Origin of the sequence: Microbacterium thalassium, assembly GCF_014208045.1 — a bacterium.
Taxonomy (GTDB): Bacteria; Actinomycetota; Actinomycetes; order Actinomycetales; family Microbacteriaceae; genus Microbacterium; species Microbacterium thalassium.
Window position 1 is genome coordinate 1,404,537 of record NZ_JACHML010000001.1, and the last position, 17,452, is coordinate 1,421,988.

Sequence of the window (17,452 nt, forward strand, 5' to 3'; positions counted from 1 at the left end):
CGCCGCCAGACGCGTCGCGGGCGTCGCGTCAGCGCGGCGTCAGCGCCGCCAGTCGCGTCGCGGGCGTCGCGTCAGCGCGGCGTCAGCGCCGCCAGTCGCGTCGCGGGCGTGATCTCACGGCGCGTCCATGCGAAGAGGTACCGGTCGTCGAAGTGCGGAGCGCACTTGGCGCACGACGTCGCGCGCGTCACACGCCGGTGGCGGTACGCGACGTGCCCGCCCGGGCACACTCCGACCCACGGGGCGAGGTCGGTCGCGGTCTCGCCGCGGTGCGTGGTGCCGCCGACGTAGCCGAGCTCGCGCGCCTGCGCCTTCCACCGCGGCCCGTGCCCCGCGCCGGGCCCCGCGAGGGCGTGCGCGACCTCGTGCAGCAGCGTCTGATGGTTCGTGTCGTCGTCGTAGCGCGCCGCGAGGTAGCGCGACACGCTGATGCGCTTGCGGGTGTAGTCGCAGAGCCCGGCCCGGCGCTTGGCGTTGTCGAACGCGAATGTCCACGATGCGTCGAGGTGGAGGGTGATGAGGGCGTCCGCCCAGCGGCGGACATCGCGCAGTTCCGACATGTCGGTGACGTTAGAACGTACCTACGACACTCAGCTGGCGACCACGGCGGCCGCGCGCCGGCGGTCGGCGGCGTCGACGGCCAGCAGCGTCGATTCCAGCTGCTCGTCGGTGGCGCCCGCGTCCTGGCGGAGGAACAGCGCCCGCTTGAAGTCCGAGCGGGCCAGGTCGTAGTCGCCGGAGTCGAAGTGGGTCTTGCCGCGGTGCTGGTAGGCGAAGGCGGCGATGCCGGACCACTCCTGACCCTCGGCCTCCGCGGCGCACGTGGTGAGCTCCTGCACGGCGGCCGCGTACGCGCCGCGCCACTGCTGCACCGACGCGTGGAGGATGCGCGCGCGCAGCAGATCCTTGCGGGTGCCCGCCATGCGCGCCACGCGCACCGACTGGTCCGACAGCACGAGCGCCTCGTCGAGTCGCTCGAGGACCTTCAGCAGCCACACGCGCTCGAGCAGGGCCGGAAGGCTGCGCTGCTCGCCGATCTCCGCGAGACGCTCCGTGCACCGGCGCGGATCGACCTTCTCGCGCAGCGTGTCGGGGTCATACCCGAGGATGTAGCTCACCGTGTCTCCCTTCGCCCGCGAGGCTTGGCATCCAGTGTGCCCGGGCTCCGGCCCGATCGCCGTCCGCCGCGCCGACGACGCCGCCGAGCCGTCGCGGACGGGCGCGGGCGCCCGACGCCGGTGCCCGCTCAGCGGTCGAAGACGGATGCCGACGGCTTCGGCGACGCCGAGGAATCGGCATCCGTGGCCACGCGCGCTCCGCGCACGAACTCGTCGAGCTCGGCGCCCTGGGCGACCTTCGCGGGGTGCGGGCCGGCGGCCATGATGCGGGGCAGCCATTCGGTCGGCAGCGGCGCGGGGGAGGCCGCCACGACGAGGTTGCCGAAGCGGCGGCCTTTGAGCGTCTGCACCTCGGCGAGCACGATGACGTGCTCCAGCACCGCGCGCACGGTCGCCACCTGCCGGCGCGCGAAGGCCAGCCCCGCCCCGTCGGCGACGTTGACCAGCAGCACGCCGTCGGGCGCCAGCATCCGCGCCGCCGCCGTGTAGAACTCCAGCGTCGTCAGGTGCGCCGGCGTCTGCGCGCCGCTGTAGACGTCGGAGACGAGCAGGTCGACGTTCCCGACGAGCCCGGCCGGCAGCCGCGACAGGACGTCGCGGGCGTCGCCGATGCGCACCCGGATCGACGCGCCGCGCGGCAGCGGCAGGTGCTCGCGCACGAGGTCGACGAGCGGCTGCTCGATCTCGACGACCTGCTGACGGGACCCGGGGCGCGTGTGCTCCACGTAGCGCGGGATCGTCAGGGCCCCCGCGCCCAGATGCACGGCGGTCAGCGGCTGACCCGGCATGCGCAGCCGGTCGATGACGGCGCCCATGCGCGCGACGTACTCGAAGTGCAGGTGCGTCGGATCGTCGAGGTCGACATGCGACTGCGGCGTCCCGTCGACGTCGAGCTCCCAGCCGCCCGCGTAGCGGCCCGGGACGACGCGTGCGATCGTCCCGTCCGACAGCCGCACGTGCGGGGCGTCGGCGTCGTGTCGTGACCGCGCCATGGCGTCCACGGTAGTCGCCCAGCCGCGCGGGGACGCGGCTAGCGTGGAGGCATGGCCACGATCGATCTGAACGCCGACCTCGGCGAGACGGTCGAGGGCGTGCCCACCGCCGACGACGAGGCGATGTTCGCGGTGATCTCCAGCGCCAGCGTCGCGTGCGGCGGTCACGCCGGCGACGCGTCGTCGGTGCGGGACGCGGTCGTGCGCGCCGCGCGCCACAGCGTCGCGATCGGAGCGCATCCGTCGTACCCCGACCGGGCGAACTTCGGGCGCACCGCGATGAGCCTCCCGTCCGCCGTGCTGCGGGCGAGCCTCGACGAGCAGGTGGCGCGGCTGCGCGAGGCCGGTGCCGACATCCGCTACGTCAAGCCGCACGGGGCGCTGTACAACGCGATCGTGGCGGATGCCGAGCAGGCCGAGGTCGTCGCCGACACCGTCGCCGCGCTGTCGGAGGAGCTCGGGCGGGCGCTGCCGCTCCTCGGGCTCGGCGGGCGGATCGCCCTCGCCGCCTCCGAGCGCGGGCTGCCGTTCGTGCAGGAGGCCTTCCTCGACCGCGGCTACCTCGCCGACGGCACGCTCGTGCCGCGGGCCGAGGCGGGCGCGCTGCTGGAGGACCCGGATGCCGTCGCCGAGCGCGCCGTGGCGCTCGCGGTCGCCGGCACCGTGACCGCCGTCGACGGCACGGCGATCGAGGTGCGGGCGCGGTCGCTGTGCGTCCACGGGGACACGCCGGCGGCCGTCACGATGGCGCGCGCCGTGCGGGAGGCGCTCGCCGCGGCCGGGGTCGACGTGCGGGCGCCGTGGTGAGCGGGAGGCGCTGATGCGGATCCTGCCGATGGGCGAGCGTGCGCTGCTGGCCGAGGTCGCGACCCTCGCCGAGGTGCTGTCGCTCCACGACGCCCTCGCGGCGTCCCGTCCCGCCGGCGTCGTCGATCTGGTCCCCGCCGCGCGGACCGTGCTGGTCCAGGTCGACCCGCGCGTGCTCTCGCTCGCCGCCGCGCGGATGTGGATCGAGGGCGCGGAGGGGACGGAGGCAGGCGCCGCCGCCGCCGAGCCGCGCACGGTCGAGATCGGGGTCGTCTACGACGGAGCCGACCTCGACGAGACGGCGGCCCTGCTGCACGTGAGCCGCGACGAGCTCGTCGCCCGGCACGCGGGGACGGAATGGACCGTCGCCTTCACCGGCTTCGCGCCGGGGTTCGGGTATCTCGTCGGCGACGACTGGCCGTTCGACGTGCCGCGGCTCGCGTCGCCGCGCACGCGCGTGCCCGCGGGCGCCGTGGGCGTGGCCGGCGAATTCAGCGGGGCGTACCCGCGCGACACCCCGGGGGGCTGGCGCCTGCTCGGCACGACCGACGCGGTCCTGTTCGATGCGGATGCCGCGGCCCCCGCGCTGCTCACGCCGGGGGACCACGTGCGGTTCCGTCCGGTGCGCGCGGTGGCCGCGGGGGCCGTGCTCGGGCAGGCGGATGCGGATCGGACGGATGCCGGGCGGGCGGATGCGGCGGAAGCCGGCGCGGGCGGCATCCGCATCGCCGAGCCGGGGCTGCTCGCCACGCTGCAGGACCTGGGGCGTCCGGGCGCGGCCTCGATCGGCGTCGCGCTGTCGGGGGCGCTCGACCGCGGCGCGCTGAGACTGGCGAACCGGCTGGTCGGCAACCCCGAGGGCGCCGCGTGCATCGAGGTCACGATGGGGGGCCTCCGCGCGGTCGCGACGGCGGATGCGTGGGCCGCGGTCACCGGTGCGTGGGGCGCCATGACCCTCGGCGGCCGCGCCGTGGACCCGGGCCGCGCGTTCCCGTGGCCCGCGGGCGAGGAGCTTCATCTCGACTGGTTCGCGCACGGCGCGCGGGCCTACCTCGCGGTGCGCGGGGGCTGGGACGGCCGCGTGGTGCTCGGCTCGCGCGCGACCGATCTGATGGCCGGCCTCGGGCCCGAGCCGCTGCGGGCCGGAGCCGAGGTCGGCTTCGCCGATGCCGCCGCGAACGCGGTACCGGCGGCGGACCTCGCGCCGTGGACGGCCCCCGACGCCGAGATCCATGTGGAGCTCGCGCCGGGGCCCCGCTCCGCGTGGTTCACCCCCGATGCGCGCCACCTGCTCTACGACGCCGTCTGGACGGTGTCGGGACAGGCCGACCGCGTCGGCATCCGCCTCGACGGTCCCGAGCTCGAGCGCATCCGCGACGGCGAGCTGCCCAGCGAAGGGATGGTGCCCGGAGCGCTGCAGGTCCCCCCGAGCGGGCGGCCGACGGTTCTGATGGCCGACGGGCCGGTGACGGGCGGCTACCCGGTGATCGCCGTGGCGACGGATGCCGCGATCGACGCGTTCGCGCAGGCGCGACCGGGCACGCGCGTGCGCTTCCGCCACGCGCGCGTGCCCGGCTGAGCGCTCAGCCTCTGGTCTCGAGCAGGTCGGCGGTCGCCCGGAGGATCGACACGATCGCCGCCTCGCGGACGTCTTCGGTCGTGCCCCGCACCGCGGGGAGCGCGCCGGGGGCGGCCGCGGGCGCCGACACGGTGGCGCCGCCGAGGAGCGGCAGGACCACGAGCGCCTCGTCGCCGGTGAGCACCGGGGTCTGGTCGCGGTCCGGACCGAGCGTGTCGAGGACGGCCGCCAGGAACGCCTTCGCGCTGATCGCCGGATCCGCCGTGAGCACGCCGAGCGCGGCCTGCGTGAAGACGCCGTGGCCGCCCTTCTCCCACGCGACCTCGTCGGGCTTGCAGGCGCTCACCAGCACCTCGCGGCGTGCCACCTCGGGGCGGTTCTTCGTGACGTTCGCAGCCCGGCCGGTCTCGGCCTCGAGCACCGACGCGCGCGCCGCGGCGGACACCGGATCCCCGCGGAACACGGCGCGCTCGGCCTCGTACCGGTCGATCGTGGGGCCGTCCAGCCGCACGAAGCGCGCGCGGCGCCCCGCGACCGGCTCGGGACCGTCCGCGCGGGCGGGCAGGCCCCTGCTCGCGGTTCCGGAGTGGCAGCAGTCGAACAGCAGCGTCACGGCGACGCCGTCGGGGATGACATCCCAGATCGGTGCGAGGTCGTCGTCGATGATGAGCTTGCCGTCGCGGAAGTCCACGGGGCACAGCGCCTCGTCGTAGGCGCCGAACGTCTCGGCGTCGTCCTCGTCGCCGTCCAGGTCCTTCACGAACGTGCCGTGGCCGGAGTACTGGATGACGAGGCTGTCGCCGGCCGTCGACGTCGCCACGGCGTCCAGCATCCGTGCCAGCACCGCCTCGCGGGTGGCGGCGCCGTCGACGATGACGTCGGTGTCGAAGCCCGCGGCGGTGAACCAGCGCTCCCAGTCGCGCGCGTCCGCTACGGCGCCCGACAGCGGGTCCGACGGATACGCGTCGATGCCGATGCACAGTGCGCGGCGGGCGGGAGCCGCCCCGCGGGCGCCCGCGAGGGCGGGGGCGGGCAGGGGCGGGGGCACCGCGCGGCTCGCCCGGGCGAGCGGCTCGAAGGGTGTGACGCTGCCGGATCCGGTGACGCGGCGCGCGACGGACTCCATCGTTGGCGCGTCGTTGTCGAAGTCGCCGTGCGAGGTCGCGTTGGAGCTCGTGCGGGGACCGCCGGTGACCGGTCCGTAGACGAGCCGTTCGCTGCCCGCGCCGAGGTACCGCATCGTGTTGCCGGCGGCGCTCAGGTGCTTCTCCATGCCCAGGATCGCCGCGCCCCGCTCCGGCTCGAACGCGCGTGAGACGAGATACAGCAGAGATTTGCGGTACACGCCCACGCACGAGTCGTCCTGCTCGTGCTCGTCGTCCATCGTGAAGATCGACAGCTCCTTGATCGCCTGGCGCTTGGCGAGGGGCAGCAGCGTGGACTCGAACGTGTCGACGCGCACCGCCGGGGCGAGGAAGGTCACCGTCTCGAACTCGCGCAGGCGCGGCTTCGGGCCGCTCAGCGCCTTCGCGACGAAGTGCGAATGGAAGATGGAACCGGCGCTGTGGCCGATCGCGTGCAGCGAGACGTCGACCTCGTCGGTGGCGATCAGGGCGCTCAGTGCGTCGATGAGCACGTCTCCGCCGCCGCCGTCGAGCGAGGCCGCCGCGGCGTCGAGCTTCATCTCGTCCCAGATCCCCCGGCCGCCGAAGAGGCGCGCAGCCACCTCGATGACGCTGTCGGTGACGTCGAAGAACCCGCGCGCCCCGGTCGCGCGGCGTGCGATCGCGCCGCCGATGGACGTGAGCAGGCCGCTCTCCCACACCATGTGGATCGGGTAGACGCCGTTGGCCTTCCACCACTCGATCTGCTCGAAGGCGGTCTCGAAGCCCGACTCCTTGTCGACGAGGCCGCCGTGCGCCCAGATGACGACCGGCACGCGCGTGCCGGGGTGGTCGTCGACGAACTTCCGCAGGTCCTTCGCGACGAGGTTCTTCACGTCCTGCTCTGTGGTCGTGAACTCGGCGATGGAGCCCGGCCGGGCGACCGACTTGTCGGCCAGGCGCCCGTCCTTCATGTGGATGACGTGGCCGCGCATGCGGGCGAGCTGGGCGGGCGTGAGCGAGAAGCCGCCGCGGGTGGCGCCCGCGGGCTCCGTGGTCTCAGTGGACATGGTTCCTCCTGGTGCCTGGTGCGTATCTCATCCGGTGGTCAGTCGTGAGCGGGGGTCGGCGAACACGGCGAACGCCAGTGCGCTCGGGTCACGGGAGCCTCCCGCGGCCGAGCGCGCGACGGCCGTCGCCTCGCCGATCGTGAGGCGGTCGTCGAACACGGCCCGGTAGAACGTGCGCACGAACTGGGAGGCGACGTCGTCGCGCACCGCCCAGCCGCAGCCGATGAACGCGCCCGCGCCGCCGTGCAGGAACGCCTCGGCGAAGCCTCCCAGACCCGGCCCGTCCGAGCGCAGCCGCCCGACGTCGCAGGCCGACAGGAACACCAGGGGAGCGGATGCCGGGGCCGCGCCGTCCAGGTCGGCCCGCGCGTCGGCGTCGGTGTAGGCGCCGGCATGGTCGTCGTCATCGTCGTCGGTGAAGGACGCCAGCAGGAGCTCCTGGCTGCGTTCGTCGCGGTCGCGCCAGCGCCCGTGGCCGGCGAAGTGGAGCAGGTCGAAGTCGCCGCGGATGCGTCCGCTGAGATCCGCGCGGCGGGGGACGACGGCGGGGGTGAAGTCGACGTGCGCGCGGAGGTCGTCGAGCTCCTCGGCGGTGCGCGCGAGCCGGAAGAGCTGGTTGTCGTACTGCGGCGCCACCGCCAGCACGCGATCGGGACGGACGGTGATCGTCGCCGGGTGCGCGGTGTCGTAGACCCAGCGGGTCACGCCCACGTCGGCGAGGAATCGTGGCGTGTCCGTCGCCGGAGCGCCCGGTTCGTCGATCGTCACGATCTCCCACGGCAGGTCGATCTCGCCCGAGGTCTGCACGATGAGGCCCGTCAGATCGTCGCGACGTCGCCACAGCAGCTCGGCGATGTCGCCGCGCAGCAGCGCGCGGGTCATGACGCGTCCGATGTCGGCGATCTGCCGCGCCGCCTCGCGGGCCCTGCCCGCTTCGGGCTCCCTCTCGATCGCGGCGCGCACGCCGTCGAGGCGGCGGTAGATGCGGTCGATGAAGGCGACCTTGTCGCCGATGACCACCGATCGCTCGGCGCGCTCGCCGCCGACCACGAGCGCGATCCGCAGCGTCGAGCGCCCCGCGGCGATGGACTCGTCGACCCGCAGCGTCGGAAGTCCGGCGATGTCGGCCGCGGCGCCCCCGACGGGGGCCGTGACCTCGAGGTCCGCGGCGGCCGCATCGTCTGCGGTCGCGAGGATCGGCGCCGTGATCCGCAGCGTTGCCAGGGGCAGCTCGACGGGCTCCTGGCGCACGATGACCGACACGTCGGCGCGGCCGACGTCGGTGGGGATCAGTCCGACGCGCACGACCGCCGGCCCGTCACCGGCGGGCGGAAGGCTGATGCGCCGCGCCGACCGGTGACCCGGCGCGAACCTCAGGCCGCGCGGGACGACGACCAGGTCGACGGGGCGGCCCGGGTCGATCGGAATCCGCGCCTCGGCATGGGCCGCGCCGGGCGTGGCGGCGAGAGGGACGGGGGACAGGCGCACCGTGACGTCGATCCGCTCGCCGCGGACCAGCCGCCCCGGCATCTCGGCGTCGATGTGCGCCGAGACCGGCTCCGCGCGCCCCCCGTCGGGCTCGCGCGCCGCTTCCGCAGCCGTCCCGGGTTCGGGGGCCGGCCCCGGCGGAGCGGCCATGCGCGGCACTTCGCCACCGGCGATCCCGAACGGCGGCGCGGCGCGAGGGGCTCGGGGGCGAGGCGCACGGGGTGCGGCCATGCGCGGGACCGGCGGCGGCGCGGCCTCCTCGGCCGGTTCCGCCATCGCCTCCTCGACGGCCTCCTCGGCGCTCTCCCCGGCGGCGGTCTCGAGCTCGGACGGTCCGCCGCCGGAGTATCCGCCGCCGACGGCGTACCCCTCGCCGGCCGAGTATCCGCCGCCGGCGAATCCGCCGCCGCGGCCCGACTCCTCCTCGCGCGCGACCAGGGTGCCCGTGACGATCGCCCGCACGGCGTCGGCATCGGTGGCGCCTCCCGCCTCGCGGACGTACCGGTCGCGCTCGGCCGTGCTCGCGAACGCGAGCAGCACGACCGCGGCCCGGTGCCCGCGCCGGTGCGCCGGCACGTCGGCGACGATCGTCCCGGCCCGGCGCCGCGCGACGACGGCGAGCGCGCTTCCGTCCTCGAGGATGATCAGGGCCGCGCCGTACGGCGCCGCGGCCGGAACACGCGCCGAGACGCTGGCCCCACCGTGCTCCACCCACTCGATCAGGGTGGCGGCGACCAGGCGCCCGCCGCGGCGGGCGAGACGGGTCGCGGGACCCGCGGTGAGCGTGTCCGCCGCGCGCGCGGCGCCGGCGACCCGCACCTCGCGATCGTCCCCGCCCGACGGCGACGTCATGACCGAACCCCCTCGTCACGACCGAACCCGCGGGCCACCGCCCGCGATACCCCGTTAGAGCGGAGTGTACGGATGCCTGATACGCCGCACCAGGGAGGTCGTGATCAGCCGGGGCCCGTCAGCCTGTCGACGGGTCGTACCACTTCGACTCGACGGTCACCGAGCCGTCCCAGTTCGTCTCCATCGTCGTGGTCGCGTTGTCGTTCGACCACGTCGTCGTGCCGTCCTGGACCGTCGGCTCCGATCCATACTGCTCGGTGTAGTGGTCGGACAGGTCCTCCGACTCGTTCCCGGGGTAGGTGTTCTGCTCGGTCGCCGACCGAGAGCCGTCGTTGTGGCTGGTGGCGTACGAATACGGCTCCTCGGACGGGGGGATGTCGGCCGGCGGCGCGGGGTAGGTGTCCCAGTCGTCGCGGGCCTCCCGCATCCGCTCCTCCCAGTCCGACCCCGGCTCGTCCTCGCCGGAGTCGCCCTGGTCGCCGGATCCCTCGTCCCCCGAACCCTGGTCGCCGGATCCCGGGTCGCCGGAACCCGGGTCGCCGGACCCTTCGCTGGCCTCGTCCACGAACTCCTGCGCGCGGTCGATCATGTCGTTCAGATCGTCGAGGTCGTCGACGTCGCCGCACCCCGTCAGCACGAGGGACGCCGCGACCGCGATCGCGGCCAGACCTCCTCCGCGTTTCGCCGCTGTGTAGAACCCTGGCATGATGGCCTCCCCGCCCCTGGTGGCTCCGATCCCGCGCACTCCGTCCGGTTTATACCGCAGCGGATGCGAAGGGTCAAGAATCGGACTGGACATGGCGCGTCGAGCGAACTATAGTTGCTAGTTGCGCTCGATGGATCCTCCCTGCCCTCATATGGTGGTCGGCTGTGTCCGCATGTCCCCGCGTGTTCGCGGTGCGTGACGTGCGGCTTCGGAGGGGATCGAGCACTCCACCACGACAAGGAAACGAGCCCCCGATCCGGGCCCATGGAGGTTATCCCCTTGGCTGCTGCGCCCCACGCATCCACCACCACCCCCAAGAGCGGACGCGGAGCATCCCGCCTCTCGTTCGCCAAGATCTCCGACACGCTGACGGTCCCCGACCTTCTTGCGCTGCAGACCGAGTCCTTCGACTGGCTCGTCGGCAACGACACGTGGCGTGAGCGCCTCGCGCAGGCGCAGGCCGAAGGCCGCACCGACATCGCCGTCAAGAGCGGCCTCGAGGAGATCTTCGAGGAGATCTCGCCCATCGAGGACCTCTCCGAGACGATGCAGCTGTCGTTCACGAACCCCTACCTCGAGCCCGAGAAGTACTCGATCGAGGAGTGCAAGGAGCGCGGCAAGACCTACGCCGCCCCGCTGTACGTCGAGGCCGAGTTCATGAACCACCAGACCGGTGAGATCAAGACGCAGACGGTCTTCATGGGCGACTTCCCGCTCCAGACCGACAAGGGCACGTTCATCATCAACGGCACCGAGCGCGTCGTCGTGTCGCAGCTCGTCCGTTCGCCCGGCGTCTACTTCGACAAGACCCCCGACAAGACCTCCGACAAGGACATCGTGTCGGCCCGCGTCATCCCCAGCCGCGGCGCGTGGCTGGAGTTCGAGGTCGACAAGCGCGACCAGGTCGGCGTGCGCATCGACCGCAAGCGCAAGCAGTCGGTCACCGTCTTCCTCAAGGCCCTCGGCCTGACCAGCGAGGACATCCTCGCCGAGTTCGCCGGCTTCGACTCCATCGAGGAGACGCTGTCGAAGGACACGATCCTCACCAAGGAGGACGCGCTCCGCGACATCTACCGCAAGCTCCGTCCGGGCGAGCAGGTCGCCGCCGAGGCCGCCCGCGCGCTGCTGGACAACTTCTACTTCAACGCCAAGCGCTACGACCTGGCGAAGGTGGGCCGCTACAAGATCAACCAGAAGCTCGGCCTCGAGCTGCCGATCGACGCGTCGGTGCTCACCGTCGAGGACATCGTCGCGACGATCAAGTACCTGGTGCGCCTGCACCGCGGCGACGTCACCTTCGAGGGCTCGCGCGGCGGCAAGACCACCGAGATCCGCCTGGACGTCGACGACATCGACAACTTCGGCAACCGCCGCATCCGCGCGGTCGGCGAGCTGATCCAGAACCAGGTCCGCACGGGGCTCTCGCGCATGGAGCGCGTCGTCCGCGAGCGCATGACCACGCAGGACATCGAGGCGATCACGCCGCAGACCCTGATCAACGTGCGCCCCGTCGTCGCCGCGATCAAGGAGTTCTTCGGAACCTCGCAGCTGTCGCAGTTCATGGACCAGAACAACCCGCTCGCGGGCCTGACCCACAAGCGCCGCCTGTCGGCGCTGGGCCCCGGCGGTCTGTCGCGTGAGCGCGCCGGCGTCGAGGTTCGCGACGTCCACCCGTCGCACTATGGCCGCATGTGCCCGATCGAGACGCCGGAAGGCCCGAACATCGGTCTGATCGGCTCGCTCGCGTCCTTCGCGCGCATCAACTCGTTCGGCTTCATCGAGACGCCGTACCGTCGCGTCGTGGACGGTCACGTCACCGACACGATCGACTACCTCACCGCCTCCGAGGAGAACGCGTTCATCGTCGCGCAGGCCGGCGCCGCGCTCAACGCCGACGGCTCCTTCGTCAACGAGCGGGTCCTCGCCCGTCGCGGCATGGGCGGCGAGGTCGACCTGTTCCCGGCCGGCGACATCGGCTACATGGACGTCTCGCCGCGCCAGATGGTGTCGGTCGCGACCTCGCTCATCCCGTTCCTCGAGCACGACGACGCCAACCGCGCCCTCATGGGTGCGAACATGCAGCGCCAGGCCGTGCCGCTGCTGCGCAGCGAGTCGCCCGTGGTCGGCACCGGCATGGAGGGCTACGCCGCGATTGACGCCGGTGACGTCATCACCGCCCAGAGCTCGGGCGTCGTGCTCGAGGTCTCGGCCGACGTCGTGACGATCCAGCTCGACGAGGGCGGCACGCAGGACTACTTCCTGCGCAAGTTCGACCGCTCGAACCAGGGCACCTCGTACAACCAGCGCGTCGTGGTCTCGGCCGGCGAGCGCATCGAGGCCGGCGAGGTCATCGCCGACGGTCCCGCGACCGAGGACGGCGAGCTCGCGCTCGGCAAGAACCTGCTCGTCGGGTTCATGACGTGGGAGGGCCACAACTTCGAGGACGCCATCATCCTCAGCCAGGACCTGGTGAAGGACGACACCCTCTCGTCGATCCACATCGAGGAGTACGAGGTCGACGCCCGCGACACCAAGCTCGGCAAGGAGGAGATCACCCGTGACCTCCCCAACGTGAGCCCCGACCTGCTGAAGGACCTCGACGAGCGCGGCATCGTCCGCATCGGCGCCGAGGTCCGCCCCGGCGACATCCTCGTCGGCAAGGTCACGCCCAAGGGCGAGACCGAGCTGAGCGCCGAGGAGCGCCTGCTCCGCGCGATCTTCAACGAGAAGAGCCGCGAGGTCCGCGACACCTCGCTGAAGGTGCCGCACGGTGAGCAGGGCACCATCATCGCCGTCAAGGAGTTCAACGCCGAGGACGGCGACGACGAGCTCGGCTCGGGCGTCAACCGCCGCGTCGTGGTCTACATCGCCCAGAAGCGCAAGATCACCGAGGGCGACAAGCTCGCCGGCCGCCACGGCAACAAGGGCGTCATCGCGAAGATCCTCCCCGTCGAGGACATGCCCTTCCTCGCCGACGGCACGCCGCTGGACGTCATCCTCAACCCGCTCGGCATCCCCGGCCGCATGAACTTCGGCCAGGTCCTGGAGACCCACCTCGGCTGGGTCGCCAAGCAGGGCTGGAAGGTCGAGGGCGAGCCGGAGTGGGCTGTGAAGCTCCCCGAGATCGCCCGCGAGGCCGCTCCGGGCACCAAGGTCGCCACCCCGGTGTTCGACGGCGCGTACGAGGAGGAGATCGCGGGTCTGCTCGACTCGACGACCCCCACGCGCGACGGCGTGCGCCTGATCGACCGCAGCGGCAAGACGCAGCTGTTCGACGGCCGCTCCGGCGAGCCGTTCCCGGCGCCCATCTCGGTCGGCTACATGTACATCCTGAAGCTGCACCACCTCGTGGACGACAAGATCCACGCGCGCTCCACCGGCCCGTACTCGATGATCACCCAGCAGCCGCTCGGTGGTAAGGCGCAGTTCGGCGGTCAGCGCTTCGGTGAGATGGAGGTGTGGGCCCTCGAGGCCTACGGCGCCGCGTACGCGCTCCAGGAGCTCCTCACGATCAAGTCCGACGACATCCTCGGCCGCGTCAAGGTGTACGAGGCGATCGTCAAGGGCGAGAACATCCAGGAGCCCGGCATCCCCGAGTCCTTCAAGGTCCTCATGAAGGAGATGCAGTCGCTGTGCCTGAACGTCGAGGTCCTCTCGGCCGACGGCACCGCGGTGAACCTCCGCGACACGGATGACGACGCCTTCCGCGCAGCGGAGGAGCTCGGCATCAACATCTCCACCCGGTTCGAGTCGTCGTCGATCGACGAGATCTGATCCGCGACCGGCAACCGACTCAGACTGAATTTTCGACACAGGAGAACTAGTGCTCGACGCAACAACCTTCGATGAGCTTCGCATCGGCCTGGCCACCGCCGACGACATCCGCCGTTGGTCCTACGGTGAGGTCAAGAAGCCCGAGACCATCAACTACCGCACGCTCAAGCCCGAGAAGGACGGCCTCTTCGGCGAGCAGATCTTCGGCCCCAGCCGCGACTGGGAGTGCGCCTGCGGCAAGTACAAGCGCGTCCGCTTCAAGGGCATCGTGTGCGAGCGCTGCGGCGTGGAGGTCACCAAGTCCTCCGTCCGCCGCGAGCGCATGGGCCACATCGAGCTCGCCGCCCCCGTCACCCACATCTGGTACTTCAAGGGCGTCCCGTCGCGCCTCGGGTACCTGCTGGACATGGCGCCGAAGGACCTCGAGAAGGTCATCTACTTCGCCGCCTACATGGTGATCTCGGTCGACGAGGACGCCCGCCACCGCGACCTCGCGACCCACGAGAACAACATCCGTCTCGAGATCAAGAACATCGGCGACCGCCGTGACTCCCGCATCGCCACCCGCCTGGCGAAGCTGGAGGAGGAGCTCGCCGCCCTCGAGGAGGAAGGCGCCAAGGCCGACCAGAAGAAGAAGGTCAAGGACGCCGCCGAGAAGGAGATGGCCTCGATCCGCAAGAACGCGGACGACAATCTCGCCAAGCTCGAGCGCGTGTGGGAGGAGTTCCGCACGCTCGAGGTCGGTTCGCTCAAGGGCGAGGACGAGATCTTCCACGAGCTGCAGGACCGCTTCGGTCAGTACTTCGAGGCCCACATGGGCGCCGAGTCGATCAAGCGCCGCCTCGAGACCTTCGACCTGGCCGCCGAGGCCGAGAGCCTGCACCTGCAGATCGCCGAGGGCAAGGGCCAGCGCAAGATCCGCGCGATCAAGCGCCTGAAGGTCGTCAACTCGTTCCTGCAGACCGGCATGAGCCCGGCCTCGATGGTCCTGGACGTCGTCCCGGTCATCCCGCCGGAGCTGCGCCCGATGGTGCAGCTGGACGGTGGCCGCTTCGCGACCTCCGACCTCAACGACCTGTACCGCCGCGTGATCAACCGCAACAACCGTCTTCGTCGTCTGATCGACCTCGGCGCCCCCGAGATCATCGTCAACAACGAGAAGCGGATGCTGCAGGAGGCCGTCGACGCGCTGTTCGACAACGGCCGCCGCGGTCGTCCCGTCACCGGCACCGGCAACCGCGCCCTGAAGTCCCTGAGCGACATGCTCAAGGGCAAGCAGGGACGCTTCCGTCAGAACCTGCTCGGAAAGCGCGTGGACTACTCGGGCCGTTCGGTCATCATCGTCGGCCCGCAGCTCAAGCTCCACCAGTGCGGTCTGCCGAAGCAGATGGCCCTCGAGCTGTTCAAGCCGTTCGTCATCAAGCGCCTCATCGACCTCGGTCACTCGCAGAACATCAAGGCCGCCAAGCGCGCCGTCGAGCGCTACCGCCCCGAGGTGTGGGACGTGCTCGAGGAGATCATCCGCGAGCGCCCCGTGCTGCTGAACCGCGCCCCCACGCTGCACCGCCTGGGCATCCAGGCCTTCGAGCCGCAGCTGGTCGAGGGCAAGGCCATCCAGCTGCACCCGCTCGTGTGCGCCGCGTTCAACGCGGACTTCGACGGCGACCAGATGGCCGTGCACCTGCCGCTGTCGGTGGAGGCCCAGGCCGAGGCCCGCATCCTGATGCTGGCGTCGAACAACATCCTCAAGCCGTCGGACGGCCGTCCGGTGACCCTGCCCTCGCAGGACATGATCATCGGTCTGCACCACCTGACCACGGTCAAGGAGGGCGCCAAGGGCGAGAACCGCGTGTTCGGCTCGGTCTCGGAGGCGATCCTGGCCAAGGACGAGGGCACCCTCGACCTGCAGGCCAAGGTCCGCATCCGCGTCCCCGGTCTGACGTTCCTCGAGGGCGAGGCCCCCGAGGGCTACGAGCGCCACGGGCTCCTGGACGCCTCGCTCGGTCAGGCGATCTTCAATGACACGCTCCCCAAGGGCTACCCGTTCGTGCGGGAGCCCGCCGACAAGGGCAAGCTCAGCGAGATCGTCAACAAGCTGGCCGAGGAGTACCCCAAGGTCGAGGTCGCAGCTTCCCTGGACCGCATCAAGGACGCCGGCTTCTACTGGGCCACCCGCTCGGGTGTCACGGTGGCGCTGAGCGACATCCTCACGCCGCCGGCGAAGAAGGACATCGTCGCCAAGCACGAGAAGCAGGCCGCGAAGGCCCAGGCGCAGTTCGAGAAGGGTCTCACGACCGACGCCGAGCGTCGCCAGGAGCTCATCAAGATCTGGACCGAGGCGACCGACGAGGTCCAGAAGGCCATGCGCGACAACTTCCCGGCCGACAACACCATCAACCGCATGGTGTCGTCCGGTGCGCGTGGTAACTGGCTGCAGATCCGCAACATCGCGGGTATGCGAGGCCTGGTGAACAACCCGAAGGGTGAGATTATCCCCCGCCCGATCATCTCGTCGTACCGCGAGGGTCTGTCGGTGGCCGAGTACTTCATCGCGACCCACGGTGCGCGAAAGGGTCTGGCCGACACCGCCCTCCGCACCGCGGACTCGGGCTACCTCACCCGTCGTCTCGTGGACGTCTCGCAGGATGTCATCATCCGCGAGAACGACTGCGGCACCTCGAAGGGCCTGGACTTCGTCATCGCCCGCGAGGGTGCGGACGGCGTCCTGCGTCGCGACGAGAACGTCGAGAACTCGGTGTTCGCCCGCACGCTCGCCGCGGATGTCGTCAGCGACTCCGGCGAGGTCGTCCTGGCCGCCGGCTCCGACGTCGGCGACCCGGAGATCAACCTCCTGGTCGAGGCCGGCATCGAGTCGATCAAGGTCCGCTCGGTCCTCACGTGCGACTCGGCCGTCGGCGTCTGCGCCGAGTGCTACGGCCGCTCGCTCGCGACCGGTTCGCTCGTCGACATCGGCGAGGCGGTCGGCATCATCGCCGCCCAGTCGATCGGCGAGCCCGGCACGCAGCTGACGATGCGCACGTTCCACACCGGTGGTTCGGCGTCGGCCGACGACATCACGCAGGGTCTGCCCCGCGTGCAGGAGCTCTTCGAGGCCCGCACCCCCAAGGGCGCGTCCCCGATCGCTGAGGCCGACGGCCGCATCACGATCGAGGAGACCGACAAGAGCCGCAAGGTGATCCTGACCCCCGACAACGGCGACGAGCCGCACGTCTACCCGGTGCTCAAGCGCGCCACGCTGCTGGTCGAGGACGGCCAGCGCGTGACGGTCGGCCAGGCGCTGCAGGTCGGCACGCTCGACCCCAAGGAGGTCATGCGCGTGCAGGGCGCCCGCGAGGTGCAGAAGTACCTCGTCAACGGCGTCCAGGGCGTGTACCGCTCGCAGGGTGTGCCGATCCACGACAAGCACATCGAGGTCATCGTGCGCCAGATGCTGCGCAAGGTCACCGTGGTCGACCACGGCGACACGGCGCTCCTGCCCGGCGAGATGGTCGACCTCAAGCGCTACCAGGCGATCAACCGCGAGGCCGTCGCCGCCGGCAAGCGTCCGGCGTCGGGTCGTCCCGAGCTGATGGGCATCACGAAGGCGTCGCTCGCGACGGAGTCGTGGCTGTCGGCCGCGTCGTTCCAGGAGACCACCCGCGTCCTGACGCAGGCGGCCATGGAGGGCAAGAGCGACCCGCTGGTCGGCCTCAAGGAGAACGTCATCATCGGAAAGCTCATCCCCGCGGGGACCGGCCTTTCGAAGTACCGCAACGTCACCGTCGAGGCGACCGAGGAGGCCAAGAGCGAGCGGTACCCCAACCGCATCTTCGCCTCGGACGGCGCGTACAGCGACGCGGACCTGAGCTACGTCGACTTCGACAGCTTCACCACCGACGACTTCTCGGGCAACTACAACTGATCCCCGGCGAGTAGGTGAGCGAAGGGCCCCGGCATCACGCC

10 protein-coding genes are annotated in these 17,452 nt (G+C 71.5%); 4 read left to right on the top strand and 6 right to left on the bottom strand.

The genetic code is table 11. The features are described 5' to 3' along the window. Positions 1-71 precede the first annotated feature (71 nt). From HD594_RS06485 to HD594_RS06495, 3 genes are all read right to left on the bottom strand, one after another. Entirely contained in the window at positions 72-560 is a 489-nt protein-coding gene (locus tag HD594_RS06485; RefSeq protein ID WP_184750168.1) for a SprT-like domain-containing protein, read from the bottom strand. Positions 561-590: 30 nt separating this feature from the next. Further along, complete coding sequence (locus HD594_RS06490) at positions 591-1,118, bottom strand: hypothetical protein (protein ID WP_184750169.1); 528 nt, start codon at positions 1,116-1,118, stop codon at positions 591-593. Between the two features lie 128 nt (positions 1,119-1,246). Beyond that, positions 1,247-2,110 carry a spermidine synthase gene (locus HD594_RS06495; protein WP_184750170.1) on the bottom strand — a complete coding sequence of 288 codons (864 nt, stop codon included), beginning with the start codon at positions 2,108-2,110 and terminating at the stop codon, positions 1,247-1,249. A gap of 51 nt (positions 2,111-2,161) precedes the next feature. Between HD594_RS06495 and HD594_RS06500 the strand changes: the two genes are divergently transcribed. Together HD594_RS06500 and HD594_RS06505 are read left to right on the top strand one after the other, a co-directional pair. Then, the gene (locus HD594_RS06500) at positions 2,162-2,917 is read left to right on the top strand and encodes a 5-oxoprolinase subunit PxpA (RefSeq protein ID WP_184750171.1); all 756 of its coding nucleotides are present in this window, start codon (positions 2,162-2,164) and stop codon (positions 2,915-2,917) included. A 13-nt stretch (positions 2,918-2,930) separates the two neighbouring features. After that, positions 2,931-4,496 carry a 5-oxoprolinase subunit B/C family protein gene (locus tag HD594_RS06505; RefSeq protein ID WP_184750172.1) on the top strand — a complete coding sequence of 522 codons (1,566 nt, stop codon included), beginning with the start codon at positions 2,931-2,933 and terminating at the stop codon, positions 4,494-4,496. Between the two features lie 4 nt (positions 4,497-4,500). Here HD594_RS06505 and HD594_RS06510 read toward each other — a convergent pair whose 3' ends face one another. From HD594_RS06510 to HD594_RS06520, 3 genes are all read right to left on the bottom strand, one after another. Beyond that, positions 4,501-6,669, bottom strand: a complete 2,169-nt coding sequence (locus HD594_RS06510) for a caspase family protein (protein WP_184750173.1) — start codon at positions 6,667-6,669, stop codon at positions 4,501-4,503. A 27-nt stretch (positions 6,670-6,696) separates the two neighbouring features. Next, positions 6,697-9,009, bottom strand: a complete 2,313-nt coding sequence (locus HD594_RS06515; protein ID WP_184750174.1) for a DUF7363 domain-containing protein — start codon at positions 9,007-9,009, stop codon at positions 6,697-6,699. A gap of 118 nt (positions 9,010-9,127) precedes the next feature. Then, positions 9,128-9,715, bottom strand: coding sequence for a hypothetical protein (locus HD594_RS06520; protein ID WP_184753016.1), 588 nt, complete (start codon positions 9,713-9,715; stop codon positions 9,128-9,130). Positions 9,716-9,979: 264 nt separating this feature from the next. Between HD594_RS06520 and rpoB the strand changes: the two genes are divergently transcribed. Then, entirely contained in the window at positions 9,980-13,489 is a 3,510-nt protein-coding gene (gene rpoB / locus HD594_RS06525; RefSeq protein WP_420827205.1) for a DNA-directed RNA polymerase subunit beta, read from the top strand. 49 nt (positions 13,490-13,538) lie between these two features. Continuing rightward, positions 13,539-17,411, top strand: a complete 3,873-nt coding sequence (rpoC, locus tag HD594_RS06530; RefSeq protein ID WP_184750176.1) for a DNA-directed RNA polymerase subunit beta' — start codon at positions 13,539-13,541, stop codon at positions 17,409-17,411. Positions 17,412-17,452 lie beyond the last annotated feature (41 nt).